The following is a 14733-nucleotide window of genomic DNA, read 5'->3' as shown; positions in this document are numbered from 1 at the left end:
GTTTACGATTTGGTTGATTAAAATTTATAATTGGCATTCAGGTAACAGTTGAATCCCTGCATGTAATAATACTTGGGCGGAAATTTAGCCAAACTGTAGTCTTGGGTATCAATACGTCCCTGTTCGTAACCGCCTGTTTGCAGGTGTGTATAGTTAAGCACATTGTTGAGACTGAAATTGATGCTCATCGAATGACCATTCGCCAAATACAGAATTTTTCCTATTGATACGTCCAAGGTCATACCGCCTTTCAAGGGGAGCTGACTTACATATTCTTTTACCCTTTTGACATAGGCATCGGGGTCGTATTCGCTAAATCCAAGGGCCGAAAATACACGGCGCGATGGTTCGGGATCGAGGTAAGAGCGGGCAAATCCGTTCAGGTTGACACCCCAGAACCAGTATTTGTAGAAATAGTCGATGCCGAAAGTAGCGGCTATTTGCGGCGTGCTGCCTACATAAAAACCTTTCATATAAACAGGTTCGGGATCAACATCTACTTTTTTAGCGTTTTCATAAAACACCTGTCCGTCCGGATTATTGGCATAATAATATTCCGAAACCGTACCGCCAAAGCTCAGCGTCAATCCATCCAGCGGTGTTTTGTACGATAATCCCAGCTCAACACCGTGATGCACCTTGTTCATATTCGACATCACATGATGTACATACGTCCGCATCATATCGTGGTAGTAGCTGGCCTTGTCTGTTTGGTCGTAGAAATTGGTTTGGAAAACCGACAAGCGACCGGTGAGGCTTGGGAAAGAAAATACATAGCCCAAATCAGCGGAGAGAATTTTTTCGCTTTCCAAAATCGGAATAGCCTTGTCCCATACCCTTGGCGCTATATACGCATCGTAAGGAAGCGGAGCTTGCGTGCCATAGCTGATATTTCCCACAATAAAATTGCGTCCATCGGCTTTGTAAGTGAATCCGGCTTTAATAGTTGGGTCGAAGAACCCGTGTACTTCGCCTTTGCCGTATGAATCGTCTCTATGTCGTCCGTTCTTCATGTTACCATCGCGGTAGAATGAAGTGTAGGCCAGTTTCAGTCCGTAATAAAAGTCAATATTGGCATACGTGTGCTGGTTTTGGAACCAAGCGTTGGCCGATTGCACCTGAATATTGTAATCGTAACCGAAACGGTCGCCTTCATACACTTTCCGGTTGGGATTATTCAAGTCGTTTTGCAACGTACTTTTGTCTCCCGGGAAATCGCGTTCGCCGTATTTATCGGTGTCTATTATATATTTTGCGCCCAGCAAGTCGTTTACTGTTGAAAACGTCATGGCTTTTGTAGAACGAAGTCCAAGGCCGGCTGTCAACAGAATATTGTCGTTCAGACGTTTATCCAAGGTCGAGTTAAGCGTGATTTCGAGCAGGTCGTTACGCCGTTCTTCCACAATGTAAGAAGCGGAATCTTTACCCAGGTTTGCCCGATACAAGTCATACCAGTTAATTTGAGTCTTCGTTTGATCTTTGCCTTTCCAGCGCAAGTACGAAGCCACATATTTTTTCATATTCGCTTTTTCATAATCGGAAAGAGTTGGGTTCGACGAGGTGTATTTCAACAAGTCGTAGGTGGATAAGTCCTTCAAAAATTTCATCGAACCAACGGCCTCATACGATGGCAGGTTGCGATAATAGTCGGGGCGCGGGTCGGCGGCATTGCCAAACCAGTTCAGCGCAGTTCCACCGTAGCGGTTGTAATGAACGCCCAAGCCGGTAGTTAAACGGGTGTCTTTGTTGGGTTTATATACATGCGACAGAATAGCTGTTGGGTCGTAGGCTGTTACAATGCGGGCATTCCGCTTTTTGCCGTCCTGGTATCCCCAGTTTGGGTTGTAGAAGTAATCGCCGGTGAGGTTGTAGGCTTCCATAACGCTGGCGCCTGCTTGTCCGCGCTGTACGGGCGAACCGAAGGTGGTAAACGACAAGCTGTGTTTTCCGCCGTCCCATTGCTTTTCGGCAGCCAGAAAATACGAAGCATTGTTGTAGAATGTACCATCCACATAGCCCTCATCGGAGTAGCGTCCACCGACTAAGGCCGAAAATGCCCAGCCGTTGTCCCGCAAACCGGTAGAATACGATGCCATCGCACGTGCATAGTAATTGCTGTTGGTGTATGAGAGGGAAATTTTTCCGCCTTTGGCATAATTGCCCGCACGCATATTAATATTCTGCGAGCCGCCTATATCGCCGAATGTGAAACTTCCGGGCTGTGTATAGTTTAAGGCGTCGCCGTTGCGGGTCATGTCGTTCATGGCTCCAATCATCGAATAGTTGAACTGCCCTCTGATTTGGTCGTTAAATTCAACGCCGCTCAGGTAGGTTTGTCCGTATTTATTGGCATAACCTCTCGCCCTGAATCTTACCTGCGAAAATTGGTAGGAAGTTTGGTCGGCATAGGGGTCGTGCGACAACAGCACCAATGAACTGATACTCTGCGAAGAAACATCCGAATCGGAATCAAGATCCAGCTCCTCCAGATTGGTTACATAAGCCTGATCGTCAACACTTTTACTTTCCTGCTTTAGTGTTTCAACTTCAAAGTTTCCCAGATTAATCACTTTGCCCGCCCTGATTGTAACCGGGAACACCGCTTCTTTCACGGATTGGGCGTTAACTACCAGGCGATCATCGCCGATTCGTACCCTGGCAAATACAAATTCGCCGCTTGAACCGGTAATACTCGACAGATGTTGATCCTGCAAAACAACCGCAACCCCTTGCAGAGGCGTTTGTGTTTCGGCATCAACAATGTATCCTCTCACTTCTTCTGCGTATTGCGAATAGGCAGAAATACTGAACAGGAACATTAAAAATAACATTAGTTTTTGTTTCATACGATCTGTTGTTTTTTTATACATGAATTAATTTAGTTTCGGGGCAAAAATAAGAAAATCAATATGATATTAAATTTGTTGTTAACTTTAGGTTAATAGAATGAACAACTTGTATTCTTATTTGTTTTATTAGTATTGATTAAAATGACAGCGCTTTCAGCTGTTGTGAATTTATTGTAGAACAAATCTAATCCAATAATGTTTATGAAAAATTTTAGTTTATTGCTATTTTTAACAGTCTCGCTGACTATACAGGCGCAGTCGTCCGGTAAAAAGGCAGCGGTATATCCTGTTGCATTCTATAATCTCGAGAACCTGTACCATCCCGAAAACGCCGATGAACAACGGGACAAGGAATTTTCGCCCGAAGGCAACAAAGCCTGGACGATGGAAAAGTATAACAAGAAACTGGCCAACATGGCTTATGCCATCAGCCGGATTGCCAAAGAATATGGTGGCCCCATTGCTTTGGGCGTAGCGGAAATCGGCAACCGGAAAGTGCTGGAAGACTTGCTCAACACAGGCGAACTGAAAGACAAGAATTATGCCATCGCCCACTACGATTCGCCCGACCGGCGCGGTGTGGACGTGGGCTTGATTTACAATCCTGCCGTGTTTAAGGTAACATCAAGCCACCCTTATCCCTACCGTTTGCCAAGCAATCCCGATTTCCGCACCCGCGACCAGTTGCTGGTGAGCGGAACGCTGGGCGGAGAACCTTTCCATATTATAGTCAATCACTGGCCATCGAGATACGGGGGTGGAAAATCGAGCGAGTTGCGCGAACATGCAGCTTTCATCTCGAAACACATAACCGATTCCATCCGCCAAGCCGACCCACAGGCGAAGGTTGTGATTATGGGCGACCTGAACGACGACCCTACCGACAAGAGTGTTAAAGATGTGCTGAAAGCTACCCGGACAGAAAAAAGCGCCAAAGACGGCGATTTATTCAACACCATGTGGCCGCTGTTCGATAAAGGCATCGGTTCGCTGGCCTATCAAGGCAAATGGAATTTATTCGACCAGATAATTATCACCGGCAATCTGGTGGGCAAAGACCGCTTGACACTTAAACTTTTACAGGCAAAAATATTCAACGCCGATTTCCTGATCGACAAGGAAGGCCAATACAAAGGCTACCCCATGCGCACCTTCCGCGGAAACACCTTTGTTAACGGATACAGCGACCACTTCCCTACCTATATATTGCTTGTTAAGGAAGTGAATTAGATTCCTCAGCCCCCTTATGATTGTTGTAAGGGGCTGTGTCAAACGACTAGGAGAAAAACGCCTAACGTTAAAAAACAGATACACTTAAACAAAACCACAACTCCCGTTGTTTATAAGATAGAAATAAGATATTTAATACTAAAAAAAAAATCAAAGCTTATGAAAAAATTTACTCTTTTAAAGACGATGCTTCTAGTGGCAATAATGGTTGCAGGAAGCGTGAATGCATGGGGAGATGTAACCTATACTTTTTCCGATCATTTTAGTAATGGCGCCATGGTTACAGGCGGGACGATTGATGAGAATATTTCTTATACAGTAGAAAAAAATTCCAGCGCCACACACCCAACATATTACGACTCAGGAGGGGCGGCAATTCGGATATATGGACATAATAACGCTGCCGCTGATGGGGGCTCTATTACATTAATTCCGACCGCTGGAAAAGTAATAACTAAAGTGGTGATAACAGCAACCCAAGTTGCAGAACCAACAATGTATTACGTAGATGGCGCTTCTTCCGGCACATCAGTAACTTATAGTTCTTTAGAAGGCACAATATCCGGCATTTCGGCCTCTGTAAGTTTGAAAATTCAGAATAAGATTCCTTCTACTGCACAGCTGCGGATACACTCTCTTACAATTTCATACGAAGATGCCTTAGGCCCTATACTAAGCAACGATGCAACTTTGTCGAACATCAATATTGATGGAGTGTCATTAACCGGATTTGACCCTGCTACGCTGCTTTATAAAGTGGCTCTTACTCCCGAACAGACTTCTGCGCCTGTTGTTACTGCTACAACAACTGATGGAGGCGCCGGATATGTTGTAACAAATATGACGCCTCCTGTGGGATACACCAGCATTGATGTAACAGCAGAAAATGGTATAACGCAAAGGCAATACCAAATCTATTTTTACAGAGAAGCCCTTGCAGGAGAAAAAGGCAGCGAAGCTAATCCCTTCAGTATTGCCGAAGTCTCAGCAATACAAGCTCCAGTCGGCGCAACTACAGGCGAAAAGAAGCGTTATTGGGTAACCGGTTATATTGTAGGTTGTGCGAATGGAGCAATGACGAACATCCAAACCTCGGCATTTTCGGTTGCGAGTAATTTGGTAATCGCTGCCGCTGCGGGAGAAACAAGTGCTGCTAACATGCTGCCTGTTGAATTACCAAGTGGCCCTATCCGTGCAGCCTTGAATCTGCAAGATAATCCTACTAATTTTGGAAAAGAAGTATTGGTCTATGGAACCCTTGAAGCTTACTTTACTGTTGCAGGTATCAAAAGCGTAACCGATCAGAAACTTATCACCTCAACCGGTATAAACATCGGCGCAAAAGAAGGCTCCCCTGTAATAGCATCCAACGGACAATTACAGGTTACAGCCGCCGCGGGCGATGCCATTACTGTTTACAATATTTTGGGCAAAGTTGTAGCTGAGGTAACTGCCGTGAACGGCAATAACATTGTTCCGGTGAAGGCCGGTCAGTTGCTTATCGTAAAAGTGGGCAACAAGGTTACTAAAGTGATTACAAAATAAAGATGTCAAAAGCTGTATCTGAAAAAATTAGTAAATTAGCAAATTCGACAATCAGGGCAAATGCATGAAAAAATTTAGACCACTATTACGAATGAGATTCCTCCCTTTGGTCGGAATGACTCGCCTGTTAGTGGTTTAAAGGATGAGGAAGTGGCGGCTTCGCCGCCACTTCCTCATCCCCTCTCCTAAAAAGGAGACAGTCATTCCGACCAAAGGGAGGAATCTCCTGCTCATATCAGCAACTTTACCGAAAGGCATAAGCAGTAAAATTTTTCATGCGTTTGCCCTGATTGTCGAATTAATTAATTTGCTAATTAACTAATTAATTAACAGTTGATGAAAAAAACCATTATCACGCTCATTGCCTGCCTGTTTTACACAAGCAATATTATTTGGGCTCAAGGACCCGCAGGATATTACAATTCTGCTAACGGCAAAACAACAACAACGCTCAAAACAGCGTTATACAACATAATTAAAGACCATAGCCCGCTATCGTACGCTGCACTCTGGCCGACATTTCAAAATACGGACAAAAAAGCGGACGGACGTGTTTGGGATATGTACTCCGATAAACCAAGCGGAACACCGGCTTATGAATTTACATTTATAGACGACCAATGTGGAAACTACAATAAAGAAGGTGTTTGCTACAACCGCGAACACTCGTTCCCCAAAAGCTGGTTCGACAATGCCACCCCCATGTACACCGATTTGTTTCACTTGTATCCGACAGACGGTTATGTGAATGGCAAGCGGGGTAATTATCCCTTTGGCGAGGTGGGCTCAGCCTCCTGGACATCCACCAATGGCTCCAAACTGGGGACAAATAACACCGCCGGTTATACAGGAACCGTATTTGAACCTATTGATGCCTACAAAGGCGATTTTGCCCGCAGCTATTTTTATATGGTTACCCGTTACGAAGACAAAGTAACCGGTTGGGCAGACAACGCCGAAGCTAAACCTGTGCTGGCAGGCAACAAGTATCCGGCATTTAAGGAATGGGCAGTCAATCTTTTGCTCAAATGGCACCGGAACGATCCCGTTAGCGACAAAGAAGTAAAACGAAACAACGTTATTTACACCTCCTATCAGCAAAATCGCAATCCGTATATCGATCACCCCGAATTGGTAGAATATATTTGGGGAAACAAAATGGGTGATACCTATTACCTGAGTACGGGTATCGAATCCAGCAACACCGGGTTCCATGTTTATTCTTCGGTAGGGAATATCGTAGTGAAAGCCGGTTACCGAATCGAAAATATAAGCGTTTACGATGTATTCGGCAGAATTATAGCATCCCTGAGCGGAAATGACTACTTAACCGAAATACCTGTTGCAACAGGACAACTGTATATTGTAAAGGCAGACACAAAAGTGGCGAAAGTGTATGTAGCCCCCTAAATCCCCCGTAGGGGGACTCTTAAGCCTCCTCTGCGGGGAGGTTTGGAGGGGCTGTAACTAGTTGAAATATGAAGAAAACGATAATTACATGTATTATTGCCTGCCTGTTTTACTCAGGCAATACTGTCTGGGCGCAAGCGCCCCAGGGATATTATGACTTGGCCGACCAGAAAAGGGCCGGAGAGCTTAAAACGGCGATGCACACTATCATCAAAAATCATATCCGGCTCGAGTACTACACATCCAGCGCCTATTTCAGGTACAATACCGACTGGCATCCCGACGGGTATTTCTGGGACATGTATTCCAACAACAAGCGGACATCGTTCAACGGCATGAACAGGGAACACAATATGCCCAAAAGCTGGTGGAGCGCCGACCCTGCCGGAACAGTGGCTTACAGCGATTTACATAACCTGTATCCCTCCGATGCCGAAGCAAACGGCGCAAAAAGCAACTACGCCTTGGGAGAAGTTGGAAGCGTATCGTACAGCAACGGAGTAGTTAAAGTGGGGCAGAATATTTATTCTACGGTCTATCAAAGCGCCGTTTTTGAGCCGGCAGATGAATATAAGGGTGATTTTGCCCGCGATTACTTCTACATGGTTACCTGCTATCAGGATTACGCTTCATCGTGGCGAAGTACGGGAACCCTCAGTATGCTCAACAACGAGCTATATCCTACATTTAAAACATGGGCGATAGAAATGTTATTGAAGTGGAGCCGTCAAGACCCTGTCAGCCAGAAAGAAATCGACCGGAACAATGCCGTTTTCGAGTTGCAGCAAAACCGCAATCCCTTCATTGATTATCCCGATTTGGCGGAATACATCTGGGGGAACAAGACGAGCCAATTATTCACCGTAAACAATAAAGCCGAAAGCCCGGCGCTTATAACCCCCACCAACGACATCTCAGTCGATTTCGGACAAGTCCTGTCGGGCGAAACAGCCGTCAGAGAATTGCCCGTCAGAGGAAAAGGCCTAAGCGGTTCGATGTCGGTTCTGCTGCTGAGCAATGCCAGCGGATACTTCTCGAGGCAGGGAAATTCCATCTCCACCTCCTACATCAACAGCGACAACGGCTACCAATATAAAGTAAGTTATGCACCCACATCCTTGGGTCAACACACAGCCAAACTGGTATTTCTCGACGGTGGATTTGCCGGAAGCGTGAATATCGCCATTTCGGGCGAATGTGTCAGTACGCTTCACATCGACAATGAAATGATGCCCGAAACCGCCGTATATGCCGCCAATGGCTACATCCGATTCAAGGGCATAGAAGAAGGAAGTTTTGTTGAAATATATGCCATTAGCGGACAAAAAGTAATGAGTTTCGACCTGAGCGGCGATGAACTGTATTTCGATAAAAAGGGAATTTATTTTGTGAAGATAGGAAGGAAAGTTTATAAGATAATTTTCTGAATTGGGCTGACGCGCAGGGTAAATGCATGAAAAAATTTACTGCCATTATTACGGATGAGATTCCTCCCTTTGGTCGGAATGACTCGCCTATTGGTGGTTTAAGGGAGTAGGAAGTGGCGGCGAAGCCGCCGCTTCCCCGTCTCATCTCCCAAAAAGGAGAGCGTCATTCCGACCAAAGGGAGGAATCTCCTGCTCATATCAGCAACTCTACCGAAAGGCATAAGCCGTAAAATTTTTCATGCGTCTGCCCTAGGCTGGCGCAGACCTGTAGTCTGTGCCGACGACGTTGAGACAACTACAAGAGCAGTAGCTTTGTTATTTTTTAACGCAGTTTAGTTGCATGTTAGTTGCCTATTTTCTAAACTTGCAGCAAAAACATGAAACACACACTATCGTTCTATGCGCTGCCCTTAGTTTTGGCAGGGATTATGCTGACCGGTTGCCGGTCGAAACAGGTACAAGCCACCCAACCCGATGAATTTACCTGCCACTTGGAAATACGCTCGGCAGCAGACCCGATTGTCGTAATTAATACCGGAGAATACCAACCAATCTTCGATGGAAAAACGCTTGACGGATGGGACTACGACCCGGTGTATTGGCGTGTGGAAAATGGTTGTCTGGTTGGAGAGGTTACTCCCGAGACAATTCTGAAACGCAACACGTTTATCATTAAAAAGGATTTAATTCTGAGCGATTTTGAGCTAAAAGCCGAATTTCGGATTTCCGATCGCGGCAACAGCGGCATCAGCTACCGGAACGAAATAATAGACACTATTCCATACGCCTTAACGGGTTACCAAGCCGACATAGATGGTGTGAACCGTTACACCGGACAAAACTACGAAGAACGGGGACGGCAATTTCTGGCATTGCGCGGACAAACCACCATCATAAACCCCAATCACACATCGCCCACAAGCGCAGACGTGCGGACATTGAACATCCAAAACGACTCGCTCGGACGGCACATCAAAGCAAACGACTGGAACGAATATCGCATCATAGCCAAAGGCAACCGCCTGCAACACTACGTGAACGGCATACTCATGAGCGACGTAACCGACAACGATGCCGAACACCGCCGGATGTCGGGAGTACTGGGCGTGCAAGTACACGTTGGCCCGCCAATGAAGGTTGAGTATCGGAATATACGGTATCTGAAAGCCCCCTAATCCCTTTAAGCCTCCCCTACGGGCAGGTTGGAGGGGCTTTAATTGCTCTTTGACGTTACCTCTATCAACTTCAGATTGAAATAGAGATTGGTGCATTGGGGGATATTGCCGTTTTGTACCAGACCGTAACCCAGGTAATAGGGAATAACGATATTCCATTCATCGCCTTCTTTCATTTTGTAGAGGGCTACTCTCCAGCCATCTATCAGGTCGGCGATTTTCATGAGACGGGCTACTTTATTCGGATTAGTATTCGGAGCAAAGTATGTGGGATTTTCGGTTGAGTCGAAAATAATTTTATTTCCTACGGCATCTCTAAACCAGCCTTCGTAACGGCATTTGATGGTATCGGAGAAAACCGGACTGGGCATAGCGGCTCTCAAGGCAGGGTCGGTAACAATAGTAGCGGCATCGCAAAAAACGGTGTCTTTCCACAGGATATATTTAAACGGGTCTGCTATTCCATTTATCTTCTTATATTCCGGTTTCCTTGCCTCAGCATAAAACTCCGTGTCGTTTCTGAGCATCCATTTTTCATCCACCGGATTATCATCGGAACTATCCACACACGACGAGAAAAAGATAACTGTATTGAAAAGTAACGCTAGCAGGATATATATTTTCTTATTCATTCAAATGAGCTGTTTTGTTAACTGCGCAAAAGTAGGTTATTTAAGCCGAAAACCGCTATAAAAAATGTAAATAAATCAAGAATGCCCCTCGGATTTTGTTTTTTTCAGACTTTCTGCATTCCGCTTCAAGCCCGAATATTTTGCCCTCTTCATGGCCGTAGCTTTGAATATTCGCCGGTAATCATCTTCCGTCATGCGGTCAATCTCATCCAGACCAAGGTTCATCCGTTCATCCGGCAAGTCAAATTGGGGGGTGTTGTGCGCTTTGGCAAAACGGTTCCAGGGGCAAGCCTGTTGGCATCTGTCGCAGCCATAAAAACAGTTACTCAGCAAAGGAACGATGGCGTTGTCAATCTCCGCCTTATTTTCGATGGTTTGATACGAAATACAGTTCCCTGCATTCAGGATGTAAGGCGATTCCAAGGCTTTAGTTGGACAGGCATCCATACAGCGGCGGCAATTTCCGCAGGAAGATGCAACCGGACTATCGTATGCCAGTTCAATATCCACAATAATTTCGCCGAGGAAAAAATACGAGCCCTTTTGGGGGATAATCAGCAGGGTGTTTTTACCTACAAAGCCAATCCCTGCCTTTGCCGCCCAATAACGTTCCAGCACAGGAGCCGTATCGCAAAAATACCGTCCCGAGGCATGGGGCGAAAGCGTTTTTATGTAATCGTAAAGCTTTTGCAAGCGGTCTTTCATCACCGTGTGATAGTCTTGCCCGTAGGCATAATAGGCAATTTGAGGGGCCGACAAGGGCTGAAACCTGGCCGGATAATAATTCAGGGCAAGGCTAATGACGGAGCGGGCTCCTTCGACCAATTCCGCCGGATTGCAGCGCTTTTCAACGTGATTGGACATGTAGGTCATTCCGGCATGGTAACCCGCATCGAGCCATTTTCTCAGGCTTTCGCTTTCTGCACCTACGGGTTCTGCTTTGCAAAAACCACAAGCGTCAAAGCCCAGTTTCAAGGCCTGCGCTTTAATTTGTTCGGTTATGGAAGATTGTTCCGGCATACTACTGATGGATTATTTCCCCAATAAGCCCTTCGTTACATTGTACCTGAATTGGATTAGCTTTATCCCTTTTGCCGGAGTAAATGCAAGGGTGTATCCTACACAAAGCACGATAGAGGCCGCCCACTTCACACATTCATCAAACAAGCGCTTGTTGTATGCCTTACCCGATACGGACTTCGTGCGGATGCGCTCGCTCTTGCCGATAGAGTAAGTTAAGCGGCGGAAATAATCATCGGTCAGCTTAGCTTGAGGAATATGATGATAGATGGGTATATCGGGGAAGTAATAGCAGATAATGTTATGCTTAATCAGCCGGAGAAACATGTCTTTGTCCTCTGCGCCAATCAAGGAATTGCCTTTACGTCCCAATTCGGTATTGTAATAGCCAAAGCGTTGATACAATTCCCTTTTAATTATCGTGTGCCCTGTTCCGGGGTAGTTTTTAAAGCTGAGCTTTTTTACTTCCTTTCCCTGGTTGAAGTAACCTCCGATGAGTCGCCGCGTGAAATGAGACATCCATTTGGGTTCTATTTCGTAAACAGGCGCTACCGGAGAAGCGCCTAATCCGGCTTGCGGATAGTGTTTCAGATGTCCGTCCAATCGTGTCAGATGGTCGGGGTTTACGGTTTCGTCATCGTCCGCAAAAATAAGGTACTCGCCTTTGGCTTCTTTGATACCCCTGTTAAGCGCAAACGAAAAGCCTTGTTGTTCCTCCTTAAAATACCGGAATTGCCTGTCGCTGTATTTTAATTGAAATTCCGTACAGACTTTCGCCGTGTTATCGGTACTGTTATTATCAACGACTACAATTTCGTAATCTTCGGGCGGAAAGTCTTGTTCGCAAACAGCACGAAGGGTTTGCTCCAGATACTTTTCGCGGTTGTAGGTACAAGTGATAAACGAAAATCTCATGATACAGTCTTATCCGTTTTTTCTTTCCTTTTATAGAATAGAGAAGCCACACCCAGCAACAAAAACAGGATAAGCAATCCGCTGCTAACGCGCGACACGATTACCGAGGCATAATAGTCGTGGGGCACGAATTTAAACTCAATTTCGTGCTGTCCGGCAGGTATGCGCATGGCTCTCAATATCCAGTCGGCACGGAAATGCGGCGTATATTTACCGTCGATATAAGCTTCCCAACCGTTTTCGTAATACACTTCCGAAAATACGGCCAGGCTTTCGTCTTTCGATTCCGAGGTATATTTCACCTTGTCGGGCTTATAAGAAGTCATTGTAATTGTCGCCGTAGAATCGGGCGTAACGTCAAAGCCCGCCAGTTCTTTTTCAAAACGTTTGTCGATAATGGCCAGGCTCGAAGGATTCAAGTCGTTGAGCGCACGGATTTCTTCATCGGCATTGTCCACAAAAGAGTATCCCTGCACAAACCAGGCATTACCCAAGGCGTACGGATTGACCAAAGGCGGCTGTTCGGGGTTGTATATAATGTATTTCGCATTCAGCATATTCAGTGCAGGCAAATGGCTGAATGTAGCCATAATACTATCAATGTTGTTTGTCTGGAACGAATTAATCAGCTGATTTATTTCGGGATAGAAACGGTATTCAATCAGTTCCTGATAGCGTTTAAGCTTAGCGGCATGGTATCCCCCTATCGACTTGTGATAGTAGGACGTCATTGATTCGTTGAATGGGTCGTTGAGGTTCAGCACCCGGTGCGAAGGGGCTTTGTCCTGAAGAATAATCTTATCGGCATTCGATTGCGTGAACATTTGACCCATATAGTTCAGCTTATTTTTGAATTGGTCATTATCAATGTATCGTCTATCTACATTCCACAAATCGCATAAAACAAGTACAGCCAAAATTGCCGTACAGCTTATCGCCGCCTTTTGTTTATCCAGCTTCAATTTCACCGAACCCCATAACACAACAGCCGCCAAAAGAACAAACATAAACGACCGGATGGCATCAGACGACAACAAATCTTTCCGGTCCTGAAGCAAGGCCGTATAGAACCAGTCGGGATATTGCGAGCGCATACTCTCATCGGCTTCGCTGGTAAAATTGAAAAAGGCATCGGGCATTAACCAGAAAAACAACGATATACCGCCAGCAACTCCGGCAGCTATATAAAGCGATTTCAATTTCTTTTTGCTATCATCGCTGTCAAAAAATTCCTTTATGCCCCACACGGCAAGTATCAGCATCGTCAAGGCCGGAATAACCAAGGCCATCGACACCGCACGGAATTTGTTGTACATCGGGAAATAGTAGAAAAACCAATCGTTGAACAATTCAAAATTCTTTCCCCAGGACAGAAAAACAAACAACACGGTCGCCGCCAGCAATAACCATTTCGTCCGGCTTTTGATAATTATCATGCCCAAAAGAAACAGGAAGCAAATTATAGCGCCGAAATAAACAGGCCCCGAGGTAAAGGGTTGTGGCCCCCAATAGGTAGGCGCTCCTTGCAGCCCATCGGCAGGGAGTTGCTGCCCGTTTTCCCTCAACTTCTGATACAAGTTGGAGGATGCGCTGAGTTTACCGCCCGATGCTCCACCGTTAATGTTGGGGATGAGCAACGAAAATGTTTCGGCTTTGCCATAACTCCAGGCAAATGCATAATCCTTGTCCAAACCCGAAGATTGTTTTTCCGATTCGGTAGGTTGCGACAGTTCCGATTTGCCACGCGTACTTTCCTTCGACATTTCGTAGTTGGAATAGAAGCTAAAGGCATTGCTTAAAACAGCTAATACTACCGCAATGGCCAATACGCCCGTAGCTTTCAATACCGGTTCAGGGTCTTTCCGTAGAAGTTCTTTAACCAAGAAGCCAAGGTAGAGAACAATACACAATATGCCGGTATAATAGGTTATCTGCAAGTGGTTGTTTTTGATTTGCAAGGCCAGTCCCAGGGCCATAAGCAAACCACCCAGCAACTGTTTTTTCCGGAAGGTGGTTAGCAACCCGGCAACAACCAGCGGCATATAGGCAATTGCCCAAGCCTTGGTAACATGCCCCGCCTCAATGATGATAATGTTGTATGAACAGAACGAAAACGCTATGGCCCCCAACATGGAAGAAATAACGCCAAAGCCCAGAATAACAAACAGTATATAAGCCATTAACATCCCTGCAAACACCGGGCCGGCAGTCCGGTCATTCAAGAGTTTCAAAGGTTTCTCCACGTAATTCAATAAATTCGGATTGGGGCCCCATACACCTATCTGGTAACCGGGCATCCCCGAGAACATGGAACCTGTCCAAACAGAGCCCACACCTTCTTCGTTGTAATAGTTTTTCAACTCATTCGACATGCCCGTAAATTGGCTAATATCGGACTGAGCGAGGACTTTCCCCTCCAGCAAGGGGCTGAAATAGGTGAAAGTGATGACAAGGAAACAAATGATGGCTGCTACATGAGGAAGTATTTTTCCGGCAAGGCTTTTTTCTTTATTAATCATGGGGTTTTATT

Annotated in this window: 10 protein-coding genes; 5 read left to right on the top strand and 5 right to left on the bottom strand. The window is 45.7% G+C overall.

The window, feature by feature from the left end:
- Nucleotides 1-17: 17 nt before the first annotated feature.
- Entirely contained in the window at nt 18-2846 is a 2829-nt protein-coding gene (locus tag ACYPWY_RS02780; protein WP_459683908.1) for a carboxypeptidase regulatory-like domain-containing protein, read from the bottom strand.
- 204 nt (nt 2847-3050) lie between these two features.
- On the opposite strand from ACYPWY_RS02780, the gene ACYPWY_RS02775 reads away from it, so the two are divergent.
- From ACYPWY_RS02775 to ACYPWY_RS02755, 5 genes are all read left to right on the top strand, one after another.
- Nucleotides 3051-4079, top strand: a complete 1029-nt coding sequence (locus ACYPWY_RS02775) for an endonuclease/exonuclease/phosphatase family protein (RefSeq protein ID WP_459683907.1) — start codon at nt 3051-3053, stop codon at nt 4077-4079.
- A gap of 159 nt (nt 4080-4238) precedes the next feature.
- Nucleotides 4239-5624: a DUF6359 domain-containing protein gene (locus ACYPWY_RS02770; protein ID WP_459683906.1), complete on the top strand. Its 1386-nt coding sequence runs from the start codon at nt 4239-4241 to the stop codon at nt 5622-5624.
- Between the two features lie 336 nt (nt 5625-5960).
- The gene (locus ACYPWY_RS02765) at nt 5961-7034 is read left to right on the top strand and encodes an HNH endonuclease signature motif containing protein (protein WP_459683905.1); all 1074 of its coding nucleotides are present in this window, start codon (nt 5961-5963) and stop codon (nt 7032-7034) included.
- A 68-nt stretch (nt 7035-7102) separates the two neighbouring features.
- Nucleotides 7103-8461 (top strand): endonuclease, encoded by a 1359-nt coding sequence (locus ACYPWY_RS02760; protein ID WP_459683904.1) that lies wholly within the window; start codon nt 7103-7105, stop codon nt 8459-8461.
- A 377-nt stretch (nt 8462-8838) separates the two neighbouring features.
- A complete protein-coding gene (locus tag ACYPWY_RS02755; RefSeq protein ID WP_459683903.1) occupies nt 8839-9636 on the top strand; it encodes a 3-keto-disaccharide hydrolase in 798 nt (265 codons plus the stop codon).
- A 38-nt stretch (nt 9637-9674) separates the two neighbouring features.
- On the opposite strand, the gene ACYPWY_RS02750 is transcribed toward ACYPWY_RS02755, so the two are convergent.
- The 4 genes from ACYPWY_RS02750 to ACYPWY_RS02735 form a co-directional block, all read right to left on the bottom strand.
- Nucleotides 9675-10268 (bottom strand): FKBP-type peptidyl-prolyl cis-trans isomerase, encoded by a 594-nt coding sequence (locus ACYPWY_RS02750; RefSeq protein ID WP_459683902.1) that lies wholly within the window; start codon nt 10266-10268, stop codon nt 9675-9677.
- Between the two features lie 75 nt (nt 10269-10343).
- The gene (gene queG / locus ACYPWY_RS02745; protein WP_459683901.1) at nt 10344-11288 is read right to left on the bottom strand and encodes a tRNA epoxyqueuosine(34) reductase QueG; all 945 of its coding nucleotides are present in this window, start codon (nt 11286-11288) and stop codon (nt 10344-10346) included.
- A 12-nt stretch (nt 11289-11300) separates the two neighbouring features.
- Nucleotides 11301-12203, bottom strand: coding sequence for a glycosyltransferase family 2 protein (locus ACYPWY_RS02740; protein ID WP_459683900.1), 903 nt, complete (start codon nt 12201-12203; stop codon nt 11301-11303).
- Nucleotides 12200-14722, bottom strand: coding sequence for a YfhO family protein (locus tag ACYPWY_RS02735; protein ID WP_459683899.1), 2523 nt, complete (start codon nt 14720-14722; stop codon nt 12200-12202). The genes ACYPWY_RS02740 and ACYPWY_RS02735 overlap by 4 nt, the downstream gene beginning before the upstream one ends.
- Between the last annotated feature and the right edge of the window lie 11 nt (nt 14723-14733).

Source organism: Viscerimonas tarda (assembly GCF_054601255.1).
This window is presented reverse-complemented; position numbering and strand designations above follow the sequence as displayed.